Source organism: Kocuria cellulosilytica, assembly GCF_040981245.1.
GTDB lineage: Bacteria > Actinomycetota > Actinomycetes > Actinomycetales > Micrococcaceae > Kocuria > Kocuria cellulosilytica.
In genome coordinates this window covers 272,685-292,539 of sequence record NZ_JAVFWZ010000003.1, presented here as the reverse complement: position 1 = coordinate 292,539, position 19,855 = coordinate 272,685, and the positions used below count along the sequence as shown (strand labels likewise).

The following is a 19,855-nucleotide window of genomic DNA, read 5'->3' as shown; positions in this document are numbered from 1 at the left end:
GTCCTTAGAAAACAGGCCGGCATCCCCTCAGGGCCGGACTGGTCCGAAGGCGAGGGAGCCTGCCCTGTGGTGTCGCAGGTGAGCCCTCGAAAGGAACGACCCCGGTGCGCGTACTGACCGTCATCCCCACCTACAACGAACACGAGTCCCTGCCGACCGTGATGGACCGGCTCCGCCAGGCCGTCCCGGACGGGCACGTGCTGGTGGTGGACGACAACAGCCCGGACGGGACCGGCCGCCTGGCCGACGAGATGGCGGCCGCGGACGCGAACATCCACGTCCTGCACCGCACCAGCAAGGAAGGCCTCGGGGCCGCGTACATCGCCGGGTTCCGCTGGGGCCTCGCCCGGGACTACGACGTCCTGGTCGAGATGGACGCCGACTGCTCCCACCAGCCCGAGCAGCTCCCGCTGCTGCTGGACGCCGTGGAGCGCGGCGCGGACCTCGCCATCGGCTCCCGCTACGTGCCCGGCGGGCGCACCGTGAACTGGCCCCTGCAGCGCCAGCTGCTCTCCCGCGGCGGCAACCTCTACGCCCGCACCCTCCTGGGCTCCCGGATCCATGACATCACCGCCGGCTACCGGGCCTTCCGCCGCGGGACCCTCGAGCGGATCGGCCTCGAGACCGTGGACTCCAAGGGCTACTGCTTCCAGATCGACCTCGGCTGGCGCACCGAGCGGGCCGGGCTGAACGTCGTCGAGGTGCCCATCACGTTCGTGGAGCGCGCCGAGGGGGAGTCCAAGATGAGCCCGGACGTGACCCGGGAGGCCGTCGTGCGCGTCGCGCAGTGGGGTCTGACCGCCCGCGCGAAGACCCTCGCGGGCAAGCTCACCCGGCGCTGACCTCCCGGCCGGCGCACCGCCCGGAACGTGCGGAGGGCCCCACCCGACGGGTGGGGCCCTCCGCACGTCCGGCGCGTACGGAACTCAGAGCGCGTGCTTCTCCCGGTAGAACTCGACGCGCTGGGCGAGGATCTCCTCCAGCTCGTCCACGCTGCGCCGCTCCAGGAGCATGTCCCAGTGCGTGCGCTGGTGCTTCTCGTTGGGATTCTCCGGCTTCTCGCCGTTGACGATGATCGCTTCCTTGCCGGTCTTCGACACCCACACCGGCGGGATCTCGGCCTCCGCCGCGAACGTCACCGTGACCTTCTCGCCGTCCGCGGTGCGGTACTCGACGCGCTGGCGCGGGGCCGGCTCGACACCGGCCTCCGTCTCCATGGACTGGGAGCCCAGACGCATTCCCCTGAGGCTGCGGTCGCTCATAGTGGTGGTTCCTCCATAACTGACGGTGGCCACGGCAGTGGCGCACGCTCGGGCTGACGGCGGGTCCGGGACCCGGGATCCGTTGGGTGCAACGCACGGGCCTCCGGGGATGTTCCCCGGGATCTCCCGTGCGATGTCCGGCGTCATGTCCACCGGGATGTTCGCGGTGATGTCCCCGCGCGTGTGCCCCGTGCTGCTCCCGGGGCGACTGTCCGACCCGGAGCGGTCCGCCGGGTTAGCGGGACGCCGGGCCGTCCTGCGGGGGCGTCGGGTCGTCGAGGCGCACGGGGGCCTCCGGGTCGATGCTCGAGGGGCGGGGGATGGTGAACTCGTCCGGGTCCACCGTGGTGCGCTCGAGGTTGGGCTGGAGATCCTCCTCCGTGACCCGGACCGCGTCGGGCGTCACGAGAGGCTCGTCCGCGGGCTCCGGCCCGGGCTCCGGCTCGTCGTCGTCCGACCAGCTCCCGTGGGGACCACGGCCGTCCTCGTCCGGCCGGGAGAGGAACTCGCCCACGCCGCGCAGGGCGTCGCCGAGCTCGGCGGGGATCATCCACACCTTGTTGGCGCTGCCCTCGGCGACCTTCGGCAGGGTCTGGATGTACTGGTAGGCCAGCAGCTTCTGCGTCGGGCGGGCCCGGTGGATCGAGTCGAAGACCTTCCGGATGGCCTGCGCCTCGCCGTCGGCGCGCAGGATCGCGGCCTTCGCCTCGCCCTCCGCCGAGAGGATGGCCGCCTGCCGCTGGCCCTCCGCCATGAGGATCCGCGACTGCTTGTCGCCCTCGGCCGTGAGGATCACCGCGCGTCGCTCCCGCTCGGCGCGCATCTGCTTCTCCATCGAGTCCTGGATCGACGGCGGGGGAGTGATCTCCTTGATGTCCACCCGCGACACCCGGATGCCCCAGCGCCCCGTGGTGGAGTCCAGGACCCCGCGCAGCTCGGCGTTGATCTTGTCGCGGGAGGTCAGCGCCTCCTCGAGGTTCAGCCCGCCCACGACGTTGCGCAGGGTCGCCGAGGTCAGCTGGTCGGCGGCCTGGATGTAGTCGACGATCTCGTAGGTCGCGGCCCGCGGGTCCATGACCTGGAAGTAGACGACCGTGTCGATGCCGACCACGAGGTTGTCCTCGGTGATGACGGACTGCGCGGGGAAGGACTGCACCTGTTCGCGCAGGTCGATCAGGGGCAGCAGACGGTCCACGAACGGGATGAGGAAGTGCAGCCCCGGCGTGAGGGTGCTCTGGTACTTGCCGAGGCGCTCGACGATGCCGGCCCGCGCCTGCGGGATGATCCGCACCGACCTCACCAGGATGATGACGACCAGGACGACCAGGACGGCGAGCAGGACGATGACGGCTAGGTCCACGGGTGCCTCTCTCAGGGGTCTCGATGGGACCGCCCCGGCGGCGGCGCCGGAGCGGTCGGTGGGCTCAGAAGGACGGGCGCGGCGCCGGCCCGCCGTCGGCGGCCGGTGCGGGGTACGGGGCCACGAGGACGGTGGCGCCCTCGATGTCGTGGACGAAGACGTCGGTGCCGGGCGGGAGCTGCTCGCCGGTGACCGAGCGGGCGCTCCAGGTGTCGCCCTCCAGCCGCACGAGCCCGCTGCGACCGGTGACGGGGTCCAGCACCTGGCAGGGCAGGCCGATGAGCCGGGCGGCGTTGGACACGGTCTCGGGCGTGGAGCGGTTGACGCGGCGCAGGGCGACCGGACGCACCACGAAGATGAGCAGCACCGAGGCCAGGGCGAACGTGACCACCTGAATCACGAAGTCGTCCGTCACCCAGCTCACCGCGAAGGCGAGCAGCGCGGCGGCGGACATCATCAGGAAGAGGAAGTCCAGGGTGAGCATCTCGATGGCGGCCAGGGCGATCACGGCGATCAGCCACATGACCCACGCGTTCTCGACGAGCCACTCCCACATGATCTTTCCCGGCCTCTCGTCCGCCTCCGCGAGGACAACCTCGCCGTTGCTCCAATTGTGCCCCACGGCTCCGACACGGCGCCGGACCGGCGTGGCGTCCGGGCACCGGCGGGCGTCCCCGGAATAGGCGCTGTTCCGGCGGCGTTGGGATCTCTACGGTGGTGCCACCGGAGTCCTCGGTGGCGCAGCCAGCCACCGCCCGTCCATCCGTTCCGGTGCCGGGCCGACACCCGCCGGGCACGCGGGAGGAGGAGAACCATGAAGCTCATCACCTCGGTGGCGGTCTCCGCCGCCGGCGCCTGGCTCGCGGGCACGGCGACCGCCGTGGTCGGGCTCTCCGCGCTGCAGTCGCGGCTGCCCGCCGTGCTGACCCGCGGACTCGCCGCCGAGCCCGACTTCGAGCGCGCCTTCGTCCTGCTCGGCACGGGGCGCTGCGCCCCCGGCGACGACCGGGCGGAGGCGCTGCGCGCCCGACTGGAGGCCGTCCACGGCCGGCCCGTCGTCTACGTGGACCTCACCGTTCCGCCGGGCGCCTCCGCCCGCCGGGCGGCCCGCACCCGCGAACTGGCGAGCAGCTTCCACGCCGACCTCGTGCTGGACCACGAGGCCGGGCCCGCGCCCGGCCGCCCCTGACCGGCGCGGGTCACCCGCCGGAGGTCGTCACCGGCAGCGGTGCCGTGGCGTCGAGCATGTGGAAGGCCTCCGCGCTGAAGTCGATGGTGACCTCGTCCCCGGAGGCCGCGTCCGGGACCTCGGACAGGTCCAGGGTCAGCACCGTGCCGTGGTCGAGCAGCACCGGGACCTGCTTGCCGCCGACCGTGTACGTCAGCTCGTTCTCGCGGGACGGGATGTGGTTGATCAGGCCGACCTTCTTGGGGGCAGTGGTGGGCTCGGTGCACCCGTAGTCGATGCACCAGCCCGCCGGGAGCGTCTTGACCTGGGCGAGCTCCGTGGTCCAGGAGTAGAGACGCTCCTCCGGGGGGCTGCTCGCGAAGAACATGCCGCCGATCCGCAGCAGGTCGTAGTAGAGCGGGTCGATCTCGTGGTCGAGCACGTCGCTGGCCCCGGCGTGGATCAGGGCGTCCTTCCCGAGACCGGCGTCCCGGATGGAGGCGACCGCGCCGTCGAAGCGGTTCTTCTGGGCCACCGTGGTGTTGGCCGTGTCGTTGCGCTCGATGGCGGCCCCGTCGTCCGCGGTGACGGTGGAGAAGTGCGTGGCGATGCCGGCGAGCTCCAGGTGCGGGGCGTCCTCGATGGCCTGGGCCAGGGGGAGGGCCTCCTCGGGCACCACGCCCTCGCGCCCCATCCCGGTGTCGACCCACAGGTGGACCTTCAGCGCTCCGCCGGTGGTCGCGAGCACCTGCTCCGCCGCCTCGACCCACGCGGGGTCGGTCGCGGCGACCTCGACGTCGTAGTGCATCAGCAGCGGGATGTCCTCGACCTGCGCCACGTAGAGCACGGCGATCTTCGCCTCGACACCGGCCTCGCGCAGGGCGATGGCGTCGTCGAGCTTGGGCACGAAGACGTAGTCGACGTCGGCCGCGTCCTCGATGACCTTCCCGAACACGTCCACGGGCTCACCGTTCTTGAGCACCGCGCCCAGCTGGACGTCCGACGGGAAGTCCGCCCGGATCGCCTCGGCGTTGCGCCGCACCGTCTCCGTGTCCACGGTCAGGAGGGGGATGTCCTGCGTGCCCTGCGTCGTGTAGGTGTAGGCGGTCTTCTCGCCGACGTCGCTCCCGCCGGCGGCGAAGGAGACCTCGACCGTGCCCGGGGTGCCGCGGGCCGGCGCCACACAGGCGTGGCGGGACGAGCGGTCGTCGAACTCGCACTCGACCTCCTCCTCGCCGAAGCGGACGGTGACCGGCCCGTCGGTGTCCCCACCGGTGTCCGCCAGGACCAGGTTCCCGCCCTGCAGCCCGCCGTGCGAGGGGGAGAGGGCGACCGAGCCGGAGGAAACCGCGGGAGGCGCGTCCGCACCGGCGTCCTGCGCGCAGCCCGCGAGGGCCAGCACCGACAGGGCCAGCACGGACGTCACCAGTCGGTGCCCCCTGCCGTCCGGCGCGATCACACAGTTCTGTCGTCCCACAGAGGTCCTTCCCTCGAGCATGTGTTTGCCGACGCTAATCCAGCTCGGCCACGGCGAGCGTATCGGCCGGCGACGGCCCGAGGCCGGTCACCAACGGCTTTTCCCCACAAGTGGCCACAAGCCCGGCGTCCGACGGCGCAACATTGGGAGATCCGCAGCCGGACCGTTCCGTCGGCACCGCGGACGTCGAGGCGGCACACTTGGTTGCGCATCCGGTGCGGTTCGTCCGCACAGCACCTCGGCGCAGACGGCTCCGGCGCAGCTGGTCCCGTTGCCGCCGCTGACGCCGACGGCGCGGCGCCCGGCGTCGCGGCCGGGCTTCTCCAGCGAGTGGAACCGTCCACGACGGCGTCCGAGTGCGGTGCGGCAACGACGGCGGCCCGGATCGGCAGCACGACGACGGTGCGCCGCCTCCTGACGACCCCTTCCTGTAACGCCGATAATCGACATTATGTAAAGTAGCGCGGAGCGAGCGCTCCCCTCCAGCGCATTCCGGGGTCTTCTGTACCACCCTGCGCACGACCCGGTGGAGACGCCGCCGACACCCGGCCGAGCGCCCGATCCGCCACTGGAGCCGACCCTCTCCGGCACAGCTCCTGCGCGTCACCCCTGAGCAAGGACATGGGCTCCCCGGGGCTTCCGGATCGGGCGGGCCGCGCTGCGGCCCGGGCTCCGCAGAGATGATCGACCACTGGTCGAAGGTTGAGACTTTGTCTGCGCGCATCCTTCACGTCTCAACGTCTACCTGAGACTATGACGGGCATGGACGGCGGCCTGCCGGGCCCGCACTAGACTGCGAGCATGCACACGTCGGCTCCTCACACCGCCCTCCCCGAGCAGCGCGCCGCGGTCCCGGGCCGATGGATCGGGGCGCTGGCGGCGGACGTGCTGCTCGTGCTGCTCTTCGCGGGACTGGGCCGCAGGACGCACGCCCTGGACGCCGCCGGCCTGCTGAGCACGGCGTGGCCGTTCCTGGCCGGACTGCTGCTCGGCTGGCTCGTGTGGCAGGTGCACCGCAATCCCTTCGGCGTCTGGCCCCGGGGCGTCGCACTGTGGCTGACGACCGTGGCCGTGGGCATGGGCCTGCGCTTGGCCGTCGGCGAGGGCACGGCGGCGAGCTTCGTCGTGGTCACGCTCGTGGTGCTCGGCGTCCTCCTGCTGGGTCACCGCGCCCTGGTCCTCGTGCTCCGCCGGGCCCGTGCCCGCCGCCCGGACTGATCCTCCCCGTTCCGCCGGCCCCGCCGGCGCCGTCCTCGAGAAAGGTGCTCCATGCTCACCGCCATCGTCCTCATCAAGACCTCCGCCGACCGGATCCCCGAGGTCGCCGAGCAGATCTCCGACATCCCCGGCATCAGCGAGGTGTACTCCGTGACGGGCGACTGGGACCTGATCGCGATGGTGCGCGTGCACCGGCACGAGGACCTCGCCGACGTCATCGCGGACCGCCTCTCCAAGGTCGAGGGCGTCGTGGGCACGAACACCAACATCGCGTTCCGGACCTACAGCAAGCACGACCTGGAGGCGGCCTTCTCCCTCGGCATCGACTGACCGTGCCGGCGCCCGTGCCGGCGGCGGGGGCGCGGACAGCAGAAGGCCGGTGAGGGAGCACCTCACCGGCCTTCGTCGTCGGCCCTCCGCCGGCGGAGTGCCTCAGCGCGCGGTGTGGGCGATCCAGCGGTCCAGCACGGCGCGGGCCGCGCCGCTGTCCACGGACTCCTCGGCACGCCGGACCGCCGCGGCCATCCGGTCCTGGAAGGACCCCTCCGCGGTGGGGTCGAAGGCCACGAGCCCGGCGGCCGAGTTGAGCAGCACGGCGTTGCGCACGTGCCCCTTCTCCCCCGCCAGGACCTGCTCGACGACGCCCGCGTTGTACCGCGCGTCCTGGCCCCGCAGGTCCTCGATGGTGGCCCGTGGCATGCCGAGGTCGAGCGGCTCGAGGTCGTGCCGGTCGATCCGCCCGCCGCGCACCTCCCACACCTGGGAGGGCGCGGTCACGGTGAGCTCGTCGAGGCCGTCGGCGCCCCGGAAGACGAGGGCGCGGTCGCCGCGGGCCGCGAAGACACCCGCGATCAGGGGCGCCAGCGCGGGATCGGCCACGCCGACGGCCGAGGCCTCGACCCGCGCCGGGTTCGTCATGGGTCCGAGGAAGTTGAAGGCGGTGGCCACCCGCAGCTGCGCGCGGGCCGCCGCCGCGAACCGCATCGACGGGTGGAAGGTCTGCGCGAAGAGGAAGGTGATGCCCACGTGCTCGGCCGCGGACTCGACCATCTCGACCGGCAGGTCCAGCCGGACCCCGAGGGCCTCCAGGACGTCGGCGGAGCCGGACTTCGACGACGACGCGCGGTTGCCGTGCTTGACGATCTTCGCACCGGCGCCCGCGCAGACGAGGGCCGACATCGTCGAGATGTTCACGCTGGAGAGCCGGTCGCCGCCGGTCCCGACGATGTCCAGGGCCGGACCGGGGATGTCGACCGGCCGCGCGTTGCCCACCATCGCGTCGGCCAGTCCGGTCAGCTCCTCGACCGTCTCCCCCTTCGCCCGCAGGGCCACGAGGAAACCGGCGATCACGACGTCGGACACCTCGCCCGACATGATCGTGTCCATGGCCCAGTAGGCCTGGTCGCGGGTCAGGTCGGCCCCGGAGATCAGCGCCGTGATCAGGTCCGGCCACTCGAGGTTCGGTGCGGTCGTCGATGTCGTCGTGTTCACGCTCCTGATCGTATCGCCCGGCGCCGGACCCGCCGGAACGGTCTCCCGGCCGCCTCGGCGTCCCGCGCCGAGGCCGTGTGGCAGGGATCACAGTGCCGTCGCGGCGGCGCGCACAACCCCGGCGGCGCGGGCCCCGGCGGTGCGCGGACGCCGCACGACCTGGTCACGGACGGGGGCGGGCACCGGACACGCGAACCGCCCGACCTCCTCCTGGTTGGTCCACCGGCTGTTTTGGCGACATAATGTCTCTGTGACGACTGCAACCCATACCCCAGCCAAGCCGGTAGGCGGGTCGATCAATCGGCCCAACCTGACCTCAGTGGGCACCATCGTGTGGCTCTCTTCCGAGGTGATGTTCTTCGCCGGCCTCTTTGCCATGTACTTCACCCTGCGCTCCACCGCCCCGGAGCTCTGGGCCGAGGAGTCCGCCAAGCTGAACATCCCGCTGGCCCTGGCCAACACCATCGTCCTGGTGCTGAGCTCGGTGACCTGCCAGTTCGGCGTGTTCGCGGCCGAACGGCTCCAGCCCCGCCGCGCCGGCGGCGTCTTCGACGTCCGCCGGTGGGGAATGATCGAGTGGTTCGCCCTGACCTTCATCATGGGCGCGGTCTTCGTGGCGGTGCAGGCCTTCGAGTACGCCGAGCTGGTCGCCCACGGCATCAGCATCCCGGCCAACTCCTACGGCTCCGCCTTCTACATCACCACGGGCTTCCACGCGCTGCACGTGACCGGCGGCCTCATCGCGTTCCTGTTCATCATGGGCCGCGCCTTCATCGCCAAGCGCTTCGGCCACTTCGAGGCGACCTCCGCGATCGTCGTGTCCTACTACTGGCACTTCGTGGACGTCGTCTGGATCGTGCTGTTCCTCGTGGTCTACTTCCTCAAATAGGACGCGCCGTCCCGAGGACGCACCAAGCAAACCAACACCGAGTTAAAGGAACGTTTGACGTGAAGGCACTTTCGCAGCAGCGGCGCCACCCTCTTGCAGTCCTCGTACTGATGGTCCTGGCCCTGCTCCTCAGCGGTGGGCTCTACGCAGTCGCCACCACCACCAACGAGGCCAAGGCCCAGACCGAGTCCTACACGGCGCAGGACATCGAGGAGGGCGAGAAGCTGTTCGTCGCGAACTGCTCGACCTGCCACGGCCTGGACGGCGCCGGGACGCCGTCCGGTCCGTCGCTCGTGGGCGTCGGTGCCGCCGCCGTCGACTTCCAGGTCGGCACCGGCCGCATGCCCATGCAGGCCAACGGGCCGCAGGCCGCGGACAAGGCGGTCCAGTTCAACGACGAGCAGGTCCGCCAGTTCGCCGCCTACGTCGCGACCTTCGGACCCGGCCCGGGGATTCCCGAGGAGCAGTACCTGGACGTCACCCAGGGCAACGCCGCCAACGGTGCGAAGGTCTTCCTCGCGAACTGCGCCATGTGCCACAACGCCGCCGGTGCCGGTGGCGCGCTGACCCGCGGCAAGTACGCACCCTCCGTGATGGACGTCGAGGAGAAGCACATCTACGAGGCCATGCAGACCGGCCCGCAGAACATGCCGGTGTTCAACGACGCGAACATCACCCCGGAGGAGAAGCGCGACGTCATCACCTACCTGAAGACCCTCGAGGACAGCCCGAACCCGGGCGGTTTCGGCCTCGGCGCCCTCGGCCCGGTCTCGGAGGGCCTGTTCGTCTGGACCATCGGGCTCGCCGTCATCATCGGGTTCACCGTCTGGCTCACCTCGCGTTCCGCCTGACGCCCCGTGCCGACAGCGAATGTCGGACCCCGAAGCTACGATCAACTGCACCAAGAGAAGAATGAGGGACCACATGGGAAGCCACAGTGACGGCACTCCCCACCAGTCGGGAACCGTTGCCACCACGGGCACCACGGCAATGGAGCGTTTCCCCGACCCCGGACTGCCCCCGCACAGCCCGCGCCTGACGGACATCGACTCCTCGGCCGCCAAGCGCGCCGAACGGCAGGTCGTCCTGCTGTTCCTGCTCTCGATCGTCGGATCGATCCTGTTCTTCGTCGGATACTTCGGCATCCGCGTCGACGGTCCCATCTACGACGTCACGAACACCGAGCCCACGCGCGCGCTGCAGCTGCAGAACCTGCTGCTCGGCCTGGGCATCGCGCTGGGCATGTTCGGCATCGGCCTCGGCGTCGTGCACTGGGCCCGCACCCTCATGCCGGACCACGAGCTGGTCGAGAGCCGGCACGCGGTGCGCACGGAGGAGCAGCGCGCCGAGGCGCAGAGCATCCTGACCACGATCTACGACGAGTCCGGGATCAAGCGCCGGCCCCTGCTGCGCAACACCCTCATCGGTGCGGCGGTGCTCGCTCCCCTGCCGTTCGTCGGCCTCCTCCGGGATCTCGGCCCGACGAACCTGGACGTCCTCAAGGAAACCCTCTGGGACGAAGGGATCCGTCTGGTGCGCGATCCCTCCGGCACGCCCATCAAGGCCTCGGACGTCACGCTGGGGTCCACCTTCCACGTGCTCCCCGAGAATCTGAGCGGCATCGGGCACAACGAGGGCTACCTCGACGAGAAGGCCAAGGCCGTGGTCCTGCTCATGCGCCTCGACCCGGAGACGGTCAACGTGTCCCCGGAGAAGGCCGACTGGAACGTCGACGGCATCTTCGCGTACTCGAAGGTCTGCACGCACGTCGGCTGCCCGGTCGCGCTCTACGAGCAGCAGACGCACCACCTGCTGTGCCCGTGCCACCAGTCCACGTTCGACCTCGCCAACGAGTGCGAGGTCATCTTCGGGCCGGCCGCCCGGCCCCTTCCCCAGCTGCCGATCACTGTGGACGACGAGGGCTACCTCGTGGCTCGCAGCGATTTCCAGGAGCCGGTCGGTCCGACCTACTCGCAGCGCGGTACCCATGTCGAAGAGATGCAGGGTGAGGCGAACTGATGTCCACGTCCACTGATTACGAGTACAAGCCCCAGACGGGCACCGGCCGGATCGCCAACTTCGTCGACACCCGCATGGGCATGTCGCCGATGGTCAAGGAGTTCGGGCGGAAGATCTTCCCCGACCACTGGTCCTTCATGTTCGGCGAGGTGGCGCTGTACACCTTCGTCATCCTGCTGCTCTCCGGCACGTTCCTGGCTCTGTGGTTCGAGCCGTCGATGGCGGCCCTGGAGTACGAGGGATCCTACGTGCCGATGCAGGGCGTCGAGATGTCCGCGGCCTACGCGTCCACCCTCGACATCTCGTTCGACATCCGCGGCGGTCTCTTCCTGCGCCAGATCCACCACTGGTCCGCGCTGGTGTTCGCGGCCGCCGTGTCCGTGCACATGCTCCGTGTGTTCTTCACGGGTGCCTTCCGCCGGCCGCGCGAGCTGAACTGGCTCGTCGGCGTCGCGCTGTTCCTGCTCGCGATCGTCGCCGGCTTCACCGGCTACTCCCTCCCCGACGACGTGCTCTCCGGCAACGGACTGCGCATCGCCGACGCGATCTTGAAAGCCATGCCCATCGTGGGCGCCTACCTCTCGATGTTCCTGTTCGGCGGCGAGTTCCCCGGCCACGACATCATCGCTCGCCTCTACATCCTTCACGTGCTCGTCATCCCGGCCGTCATCCTGCTGCTGATCGTGGTGCACCTCTTCATGGTCGTGGTGCACAAGCACACCCAGTTCCCCGGTCCGGGCCGCACCGAGAACAACGTCGTCGGCTTCCCCGTGGGACCGATCTACGCGGCGAAGGCCGGTGGGTTCTTCTTCATCGTGTTCGGGATCATGGCCTTGATGGCGGCCACGACCACCATCAACGCGGTCTGGAACTACGGACCGTACGACCCGTCCCCCGTGCAGGCCGGCTCCCAGCCCGACTGGTACATGGGCTTCACCGACGGCGCCGTCCGTCTGATGCCCGGCACCTGGCCGTTCAACTGGGAGTGGACCTTCTGGGGCATGGCGATCCCGATGAACGTGCTGCTGCCGATGATGCCCCTCGCGGTGCTCTTCGGCCTGATGGCGGCGTGGCCCTGGATCGAGCGGTGGGTGACCAAGGACGACCGGGAGCACCACATTCTCGACCGTCCCCGCAACGCGCCGTTCCGCACGGCGATGGGCGCGGCGGGTGTGACCTTCTACACGGTCCAGCTGGTGACGGGCGCTGGTGACCTCATCGCCACGCACTTCCAACTGGCGGTCAACGACGTGCTGTACTGGCTGCGCGCCCTGTACTTCCTCGGGCCGATCCTGGCCTTCATCATCACGCGGCGGGTCTGCCTCGCGCTGCAGCGCAAGGATCGGGAAATCGTCCTCCACGGCCGCGAGACCGGGCGGGTGCAGCAGCTCCCCCACGGTGAGTTCATCGAGGTGCACGAGCCGCTCGACGAGTACAAGCGCTACCGCTTGGTGAACATGCCCAACTATGAGGTGAAGCCGGCGGAGCCGAACGCCAAGGGCAAGATCACGCGCACCGAGAAGACGCGCGAGCGGATCAGCCGCTTCTTCTTCGAGGACCGTGTCGCCCCCGTCACCCCCGCCGAGCTCGAGGCGGCGCACCACCACGAGCCCGAAGCCCTGACGACGGGCTCCCAGGACCGGGAGCTCGTGCGCTGAGCGGCAGACGCCTCTGACAGGGCCCCGAGAGGATCACTCCTCTCGGGGCCCTGTCGCGTCAGGATGGTCTACGACGGGGAACCGTTCGTGCTACCGGGTACACCGCTCCTTTTTGCAGCAGCTCGGGTCCTGCTGCTCGGCACCGGGAAGCTCGACCTGTCCCTCTCGTCCCAAGAGGCCCGCCGGGACGCACGCCGAACTCGCAGGCCGCACCAGACCGCCGACACCGTGGCGCGAGCACGCCCAGCACGACCGGCGGCCCGGCCGCAAGAATGTCGCCCGAGTGCGGCGGGTTGAAAAGGGGGCCAAATACTCACCGGTCTCGCCGAACGTGAGACCTGGGACGAAAGCGGGGAAGAACTCGAGCGCTGCGGAGACTGCGCCGATGCACCCCAGCAGCCAGCCGGCGGCATACGGCACCACGATGAGCACTGCCCACCGGAGGGAGCGTCCGGTCCCCTCTCCCAAACCGCCGGCAGCGCTCACGCCGACCATTGCTGCGACCCCGATGGCCACCAGGAGCAGCGCCCAGTACGAGAACACCCGACGCCGGCTCCGGCCGAGGAATGCCCCGAGGGCTGCCAGACCCGTGCCCGGCACGATGACCAGTTGCTAGCGGACATGCCAATCTCCCTGTAGGCGGACACGTATCTCCCTGCTGACGGACAGCTGATCTCCCTGTCCTGGGCCATGGGATCGGGCTCGTGTCGGTCCCCATGCAGACGTCCCTCCGGGGGTTCGCTCGAGGTCTCTGACCACCTTGAGCCATCACCCGCCGGAGGGACGCATGAAGAAGTCTGACAGGGAGATCATGGAAATTCCCGAAGCCTATGACGCCACCGGTTCCGCGCACTCGGCCGCGACCCTGGCCGGGGTGGACCCGAAGACGGTGCGCCGCTACGCCGCCGCCCGCGACGCGGGCCGGCCGGTGACCGGGCCGGGCCGCCGGCCCCGGATGATCGACGCCTACCTGCCGAAGATCGAGGAGTGGGTCGAGCGCAGCCAGGGCACGGTCCGCGCCGACGTCGTCCACGCCCGCCTGGTCGGGGTGGGGTTCTCGGGGACGGAGCGGACCACCCGCCGGGCGGTGGCGCAGGTGAAGGCGGCCTGGCGCACCGGGCACCGGCGCACCTACCGGCCCTGGATCATCGAACCGGGGCTGTGGTTGCAGTTCGACTGGGGCGAAGGCCCCAAGGTTCCCGGGGTCGACGGCACGCCGCGGCGCACGTGGTTGTTCTGCGCCTGGCTGGCGTGGTCACGGTACCGGGTCGTGATCCCGGTGTGGGATCAGACCCTGCCGACGCTGATCGGGTGCCTGGATGCGACCCTGGCCCTCATCGGCGGGGTGCCCACCTACGTGCTCACCGACAACCCCAGGACCGTGACCGTCGATCACGTGGCCGGGGTGCCGGTGCGCCACCCGCAGATCGTGGAAGCCGGCCGGCACTACGGCACCCAGGTGCACACCTGCGTGCCCTATGACCCCGAGTCCAAGGGCGGGTCGGAGTCCACGGTGCGCATCGCCAAGGCCGATCTGGTGCCCACCGACGCTAACCTCCGCCCCGTCTACGCCTCGTTCGCCGCACTCGAGGCCGCCTGTACGGCGTTCTGCGCCAAGGTCAACGGGCGCACCCACCGGGAGTCGGACCGGGTGCCCGCCGAGGCGCTGGTCGACGAGCGGGCTCGGTTGCACGTGCTGCCGACCGCCCCGCACACCTCCGCCCTGGGGATGACCCGCACGGTGGGCGCCGACCAGACCATCCGGTTCGGCTCGGTGCGCTACTCCACCCCGCCCGGACTCGTCGGGGCCGAGGTGTGGGTGCGGGTCGCCGGGGAGGAGCTGGTGGTCGTCGCCGACCTCGACGTGCTCCCCACGATGCCGGGCTGGGCCGCTGGCCGCGCCGGGCTCGCCGAGGTCGCCCGCCACCGCCTGTCGACCCCGGGGAATCCGCGGATCGACCTGGCCCACTACCCTGACCACCCGCAGGACCCCACCGGTGCGCCACGCCCGCCCCGGCCACGGGCCCGCAGCGCGGCGGAGAAGGACTTCCTGGGACTGGGTGCTGGGGCGCACACCTGGCTGATCGAGGCCTCCGCGGCTGGGGCCACCCGGATCCGGGCGAAGATGGCCGCCGCGGTGGAGCTCGCCGCCCTCATCGGGGACGGGCCCGTGGACGCCGCCCTCGGGATCGCCGCGGCCGCCGGGCGCTTCGGCGAGGGCGATCTGACCGCGATCTGCGACCACCAGGCCACCGGGGCCACCGCCGCCGGGCTCGTGGCCGCCGACGAGACCCACTCCGCCCAGCCCGGCACCGCCTCCTGGGCCGACTTCGGCACCACCCCGACAACCAGCACAACCACCACGACCCACAGGACCGAGGAGACCGCTCGATGAACACAGCCACCACCCCGACGGCACCGCCGCTACCGGAAGACCTCGCCGCAGTGCTCAAGCGCATGCGGATGCCCTACCTGCGCGCGGCCGCCCCCGAGGTGTTGGCCACCGCCCGCTCCCAGCGCTGGGACCCCACCGAGGTCCTGCGGGTCCTGCTGGCCGAAGAGGTGCGCGGGCGTGATGAGGCCACCAAAGCCGCCCGCCGCAAAGCCGCCGGACTGCCCGCCGGGAAGACCTTCGACTCCTGGCGCGAAGCCGATTCCTCGATCCCGGCCCCCACCCAGTCCGCCCTGGCCACCCTCGAGTGGGTGGGGCGGGCGGAGAACCTCGCCATCTCGGGGCCCTCGGGCACCGGCAAGACGCACTTCCTCGAGGCCCTGGCCCATCAGGTCATCGACGCCGGGATGCGGGTCTCCTGGTTCACCCTCGAGTCGCTGACCGCCGCGATCGGCCGCGCCGGGGTAGACGGATCGATCGCCAAGACTATCGCCCGCATCACCCGGGCCGAGCTCATCGTCGTGGACGACATCGGGATGCTGCCTTCGGGTCAAGCCGCCGCCGAGGCCTTCTACCGCCTCGTCGATGCGACCTATGAACGCCGCAGCCTCGCGGTGACCAGCAACATCCACCCGGCCGGGTTCGACACCATCATGCCCAAGACCCTGGCCACCGCCGCCGTGGACCGGCTCCTGCACCACGCCCACGTCATCCCTCACCGAGGGCACCTCGTTGCGGCTCACCGAGGCCACCGCCGGACGCGGGGTGGTCCCCTTGACCTGATACCGCCGGAGGGAGATTAACTGACCGCGGACAGGGAGATCACCTGTCCGCCGACGGGGAGATCACCTGACCGCCCACAGGGAAGTCCCGCTGACCGTTGACACCTGTGATCCCTCCAGGGGGTCGAGGGCGCCCAACATCATGGCGGCAAGGCCGGCGACGACCAGCCACCGCGCCCACAAAACACGTGCCCGCACATCCACTCCATTCCGCGATTCTGCGCACGGTCACCCTACCTTCCGGCATCTGATGGTGCGGCCGGGACGGGCAGTGGTTGGCAGTGGTTGGCAGTGGTTGGCAGTGTAGATTTTCGGCCACCACAAGGACGACGCCGGAGTCGCACCGCTTCACGACGTCGGACGAATACGGAGCAGGAGGATTATCCTGGCGCTGGAGGTGCGTCATGACGACCGGAAACCCGTCGGGAGCCCCCCAGCAGAACCCTTCCGCCGATCCTCCGCCCAGGCGGGGTCGGCGCCGAGCCGCGGGGGTCTGGAGCGCCGTCCTGGGCGCCCTCGGACTCGCTGCCCTCGCGTGGGTCTGGGCGGTGAGCCAACCCGGGATCGACCCGCCGCACTGGGCCCGGGTCGCCGGCATGCTCTGGTTGCCCGTCGGGGTGATCGGCGCTCCCCTGCTCGGGGCTGTCGGCCTGCGCGGTTCGGCACGGGCGTGGGCCGTGACCGGGATCGTCCTGGCCGCGGTCACCGTGGCCGGGCTGGTCGCACTGGAGGTCACCGCCGGCTGACCGCGTCCCGGACTGCTGCCCCGGGCCACGGGGGCGCTGACGGCGCTCTGCGACATGTGGGGGTCAGGGACGGGACCGTTGTCCCCCGGTGCCCGATGAGCAGTGATCGAGCGGCCTCGAGGCGGCGTACGCGGTGGGCGCACCAAGGTCGCGGACGACGGTGCCGGCCATGCCCGGGGACGACCCGGCTGGACGACGGACGGGGCTGGGCCGGCCCGGATACGCGAGAGGCCCCGGACACCAGGGTGTCCGGGGCCTCTCCGAGGGCCGGCCTCAAGCCGCCCGTGTCAGTGGGCGTGGTCGCCGGTGGAGTACTCGAAGATCAGACCCACGAGACCCAGGATCGCCAGCGGGGCCGCCAGGCCGAGGATCCACCAGCCCATGGCCAGGGCCGTGAATGCCAGGGCGCAACCGATGCCGAGCAGGAGCGGCCACCAGCTCCACGGGGAGAAGTGCCCGTACTCGCCGGCGGACTCGACGATCTCGCCGTCGAGCTTGTCCTCCGGCAGCACACCACCGGTGTTGCGGTCCACCAGCCACAGGTAGACCGCCAGCATGAAGGACATGGCACCGACGGCCAGGAGCGCCGGGAAGCCGACGAGCTCGTCGAAGCGGGTCAGGAAACCGTAGACCACACCCGCGAGAAGGCTGAAGAGGCCGAGGATGATGAACAGTTTGATGGAGAGTTTCATGCTCAGCCCTTCCGCGTGGCGATGGCGCCGTCGTCGACCGGGGATTGCTGCGGGGACTCCGCGGCAAGCTCCGGGTGGTGCAGGTCCAGCGCCGGGCGCTCGGAGCGGATCCGCGGCAGCGAGGTGAAGTTGTGCCGCGGCGGCGGGCAGGACGTCGCCCACTCCAGGGAGCCGCCGAAGCCCCACGGGTCGTCGACCTCGACCTTCGTGCCGTTGCGCCAGGTCGTGTACACGTTCCAGAACCACGGGATCATGGACACGCCCAGGAGCATCGCCCCGACGGTGGAGATCTGGTTCATCCAGGTGAAGTCGTCCTCGGGCAGGTAGTCGGCGTAGCGCCGCGGCATGCCCTCCACGCCCAGCCAGTGCTGGATCAGGAAGGTCATGTGGAAGCCCAGGAACAGCAGCCAGAAGTGGATCTTGCCGATCCGCTCGTTGAGCATCTTCCCGGTGAACTTCGGCCACCAGAAGTAGAACCCGGCGAACATGCCGAACACCACGGTGCCGAAGATCACGTAGTGGAAGTGGGCGACCACGAAGTAGGAGTCGGACACGTGGAAGTCCAGCGGCGGGGTGGCCAGGATGACACCGGTCAGGCCGCCGAACAGGAACGTGAACAGGAAGCCCAGGACCCACAGCATGGGGGTCTCGAAGGTGATCGAGCCCTGCCACATGGTGCCGATCCAGTTGAAGAACTTCACCCCGGTGGGCACCGCGATCATCATGGTCATGAACGCGAAGAAGGACAGCATCACCGCACCGGTGACGTACATGTGGTGGGCCCACACGGTGACGGAGAGGGACGCGATCGCGATGGTCGCGAAGACCAGGCCCTTGTAGCCGAACAGCGGCTTGCGGGAGAACACCGGGATGATCTCCGAGACGATGCCGAAGAACGGCAGGGCCAGCACGTAGACCTCGGGGTGGCCGAAGAACCAGAACAGGTGCTGCCACAGCACCGCTCCCCCGTTGGCCGGGTCGAAGATGTGCCCGCCCAGGGTCCGGTCCATGCCCAGCGCGAACAGCGCCGCCGCCAGCGGCGGGAAGACCATGATCACGAGCAGCGAGGTGATCAGGGTGTTCCAAGTGAACAGGCCCATCCGCCACACGGTCATGCCGGGAGCGCGCATCGCGATGATCGTGGTGATGAAGTTGACGCCGCCCATGATCGTGCCGAAGCCGGAGAGGGCCAAGCCGAAGACCCAGAGGTCACCGCCGGCGCCGGGCGAGAACGAGGAGTTGGACAGCGGTGTGTAGGCGAACCACCCGAAGGAGGCCGCGCCCTGCGGGGTGAGGAACCCGGCGGTGGCGATCAGGGACCCGAAGAGGAAGAACCAGAAGGCCAGGGCGTTCAGCCGCGGGAACGCGACGTCGGGGGCGCCGATCTGCAGCGGGACGATGACGTTGGCGAAGCCGACGAACAGCGGGGTGCCGAACATCAGCAGCATCAGCGTGCCGTGCATGGTGAACAGCTGGTTGTACTGCTCCTTGGTCTCCAGGATCTGCATGCCCGGCTCGAAGAGCTCGGCACGGATCAGCAGCGCCATGACGCCGGCGATGCAGAAGAAGGCGAAGGAGGAGATCAGGTACATGTACCCGATCGTCTTGTGGTCGGTGGACGTGATCCAGTTGACGACCATCCGGCCTTTGGACCGGGGCACCACGCGCGGAGCGACAGTGGCTGCCTCGTCCCGTGAATACTCGAGTGTGGACACCGGTACTCCTTAGTTTTCGAGCGGATTGGCGGGCAGGACGTCGTCCGTGCCGGGGTAGGAGTCGCGGCTGTACTCCTCGCCCAGGGCACCGGTCTGGCCTGCGTCGCGCAAGGACTGGATGTGGTCGTCGTACTCGGCCTGGCTGACCACGTTGACGTTGAACAGCATCTCGGAGTGGTACTCCCCGCAGAACTCGGCGCACTTGCCGAAGTACGAGCCCTCCTGGCCGGTGGTGATGCTGATGTTGTTGGTGCGTCCCGGGAACATGTCCGCCTTCTCGAGGAACGCGGGGACCCAGAAGGAGTGGATGACGTCACGGGAGGTGACCTGCAGCTCGACGTCGCTGTCGACGGGCAGGTACAGGGTGGGCACCCGCTCGGGGACGCCCTCCTCACCGTCCAGGTGGCCCTGGATGCCGGTGTCCCAGACGTCCTCGCTCAGGTAGTTGAAGTCCCAGGCCCACTGCTTGCCGTAGACCTGGACGGTGACGTCCGGGTTGTCGTGCTGGGCGAGGATCTCGGCCTGCGTCCGCTCGGTGAAGAAGAAGAGGGACATGATCAGGGCGATCGGGACGATCGTGTAGAAGACCTCGAGGGGGGCGTGGTACGCCACCTGGCGCGGGTAGCCCGTCTCGTACTTGCGCCGGCGGTAGGCGATCATGCACCAGAGCATGAGTCCCCAGGTCACCAGTCCCACGGCGAGGGCGGCGATCCAGGACCCGATCCACAGGTCGAGGATCATGTCGGCGTTGTCGGTGGTGCCCCGCTCGGTGGGCATCCAGCCGAGCTTCGCCTCTTCCGAGCAACCCGTCAGCGCGGTTGCTGCCAGGACTGCTACCGCAGACACCTTCGCCGTGCGGCGCCGGAGGCTGTCGGTTCGTGTGTGCGAACTCACAGACGGCCCTTCCTCTTCTTCTCGTGCTCGTCGCCTGCGCGCCGGAGGCCCCGATTCCGAGAGCCCGGACACAGTCAGGTGGAATGTTTCCC

General features: G+C 69.9%; 19 protein-coding genes. 11 read left to right on the top strand and 8 right to left on the bottom strand.

Features of this window, described 5'->3' with window-relative positions; all coding sequences use genetic code 11:
- Positions 1-104: 104 nt before the first annotated feature.
- Entirely contained in the window at positions 105-842 is a 738-nt protein-coding gene (locus tag RCG67_RS06395) for a polyprenol monophosphomannose synthase (RefSeq protein WP_368825338.1), read from the top strand.
- An 84-nt stretch (positions 843-926) separates the two neighbouring features.
- On the opposite strand, the gene RCG67_RS06390 is transcribed toward RCG67_RS06395, so the two are convergent.
- The 3 genes from RCG67_RS06390 to RCG67_RS06380 form a co-directional block, all read right to left on the bottom strand.
- Entirely contained in the window at positions 927-1,262 is a 336-nt protein-coding gene (locus RCG67_RS06390) for an RNA polymerase-binding protein RbpA (RefSeq protein ID WP_058874915.1), read from the bottom strand.
- 235 nt (positions 1,263-1,497) lie between these two features.
- Positions 1,498-2,622 (bottom strand): SPFH domain-containing protein, encoded by a 1,125-nt coding sequence (locus RCG67_RS06385; protein WP_368825337.1) that lies wholly within the window; start codon positions 2,620-2,622, stop codon positions 1,498-1,500.
- 64 nt (positions 2,623-2,686) lie between these two features.
- The gene (locus tag RCG67_RS06380; RefSeq protein WP_368825336.1) at positions 2,687-3,178 is read right to left on the bottom strand and encodes an NfeD family protein; all 492 of its coding nucleotides are present in this window, start codon (positions 3,176-3,178) and stop codon (positions 2,687-2,689) included.
- Positions 3,179-3,436: 258 nt separating this feature from the next.
- Here RCG67_RS06380 and RCG67_RS06375 point away from each other — a divergent pair, with 258 nt between their 5' ends.
- Entirely contained in the window at positions 3,437-3,811 is a 375-nt protein-coding gene (locus RCG67_RS06375) for a hypothetical protein (RefSeq protein WP_368825335.1), read from the top strand.
- A gap of 10 nt (positions 3,812-3,821) precedes the next feature.
- Here the strand turns inward: RCG67_RS06375 and RCG67_RS06370 are convergent, their stop codons facing one another.
- Positions 3,822-5,216 (bottom strand): alanine racemase, encoded by a 1,395-nt coding sequence (locus RCG67_RS06370; protein WP_368825334.1) that lies wholly within the window; start codon positions 5,214-5,216, stop codon positions 3,822-3,824.
- An 852-nt stretch (positions 5,217-6,068) separates the two neighbouring features.
- On the opposite strand from RCG67_RS06370, the gene RCG67_RS06365 reads away from it, so the two are divergent.
- Together RCG67_RS06365 and RCG67_RS06360 are read left to right on the top strand one after the other, a co-directional pair.
- Positions 6,069-6,485, top strand: a complete 417-nt coding sequence (locus RCG67_RS06365; protein WP_368825333.1) for a DUF3054 domain-containing protein — start codon at positions 6,069-6,071, stop codon at positions 6,483-6,485.
- A gap of 51 nt (positions 6,486-6,536) precedes the next feature.
- On the top strand, positions 6,537-6,815 hold the full coding sequence (locus tag RCG67_RS06360) for an Lrp/AsnC family transcriptional regulator (RefSeq protein WP_017833527.1): 279 nt from the start codon (positions 6,537-6,539) through the stop codon (positions 6,813-6,815).
- A gap of 102 nt (positions 6,816-6,917) precedes the next feature.
- Here RCG67_RS06360 and trpD read toward each other — a convergent pair whose 3' ends face one another.
- A complete protein-coding gene (trpD, locus tag RCG67_RS06355) occupies positions 6,918-7,976 on the bottom strand; it encodes an anthranilate phosphoribosyltransferase (RefSeq protein WP_368825332.1) in 1,059 nt (352 codons plus the stop codon).
- Between the two features lie 250 nt (positions 7,977-8,226).
- Between trpD and ctaE the strand changes: the two genes are divergently transcribed.
- The 7 genes from ctaE to RCG67_RS06320 all read left to right on the top strand — a co-directional run bounded on the left by ctaE (position 8,227) and on the right by RCG67_RS06320 (position 16,462).
- Entirely contained in the window at positions 8,227-8,865 is a 639-nt protein-coding gene (ctaE, locus tag RCG67_RS06350; RefSeq protein WP_368825331.1) for an aa3-type cytochrome oxidase subunit III, read from the top strand.
- 59 nt (positions 8,866-8,924) lie between these two features.
- Complete coding sequence (gene qcrC, locus RCG67_RS06345; protein ID WP_368825330.1) at positions 8,925-9,716, top strand: cytochrome bc1 complex diheme cytochrome c subunit; 792 nt, start codon at positions 8,925-8,927, stop codon at positions 9,714-9,716.
- A gap of 73 nt (positions 9,717-9,789) precedes the next feature.
- Positions 9,790-10,884 (top strand): cytochrome bc1 complex Rieske iron-sulfur subunit, encoded by a 1,095-nt coding sequence (qcrA, locus tag RCG67_RS06340; protein ID WP_368825329.1) that lies wholly within the window; start codon positions 9,790-9,792, stop codon positions 10,882-10,884.
- Positions 10,884-12,542 (top strand): cytochrome bc1 complex cytochrome b subunit, encoded by a 1,659-nt coding sequence (gene qcrB, locus RCG67_RS06335; RefSeq protein WP_368825328.1) that lies wholly within the window; start codon positions 10,884-10,886, stop codon positions 12,540-12,542. Before qcrA ends, qcrB begins: the two co-directional genes overlap by 1 nt.
- A 787-nt stretch (positions 12,543-13,329) precedes the next feature.
- A complete protein-coding gene (istA, locus tag RCG67_RS06330; RefSeq protein ID WP_368825327.1) occupies positions 13,330-14,937 on the top strand; it encodes an IS21 family transposase in 1,608 nt (535 codons plus the stop codon).
- Positions 14,934-15,737: an ATP-binding protein gene (locus tag RCG67_RS06325; RefSeq protein WP_368825326.1), complete on the top strand. Its 804-nt coding sequence runs from the start codon at positions 14,934-14,936 to the stop codon at positions 15,735-15,737. The genes istA and RCG67_RS06325 overlap by 4 nt, the downstream gene beginning before the upstream one ends.
- Before the next feature lie 527 nt (positions 15,738-16,264).
- Complete coding sequence (locus tag RCG67_RS06320; protein ID WP_368825325.1) at positions 16,265-16,462, top strand: hypothetical protein; 198 nt, start codon at positions 16,265-16,267, stop codon at positions 16,460-16,462.
- A gap of 287 nt (positions 16,463-16,749) precedes the next feature.
- Here RCG67_RS06320 and RCG67_RS06315 read toward each other — a convergent pair whose 3' ends face one another.
- From RCG67_RS06315 to ctaC, 3 genes are read right to left on the bottom strand one after another with little or no spacing between them, the layout of a single operon-like run.
- The gene (locus RCG67_RS06315; protein ID WP_368825324.1) at positions 16,750-17,154 is read right to left on the bottom strand and encodes a cytochrome c oxidase subunit 4; all 405 of its coding nucleotides are present in this window, start codon (positions 17,152-17,154) and stop codon (positions 16,750-16,752) included.
- A gap of 2 nt (positions 17,155-17,156) precedes the next feature.
- On the bottom strand, positions 17,157-18,869 hold the full coding sequence (gene ctaD / locus RCG67_RS06310) for an aa3-type cytochrome oxidase subunit I (protein ID WP_368825323.1): 1,713 nt from the start codon (positions 18,867-18,869) through the stop codon (positions 17,157-17,159).
- A 9-nt stretch (positions 18,870-18,878) separates the two neighbouring features.
- Positions 18,879-19,763: an aa3-type cytochrome oxidase subunit II gene (ctaC, locus tag RCG67_RS06305; protein ID WP_368825322.1), complete on the bottom strand. Its 885-nt coding sequence runs from the start codon at positions 19,761-19,763 to the stop codon at positions 18,879-18,881.
- Positions 19,764-19,855 lie beyond the last annotated feature (92 nt).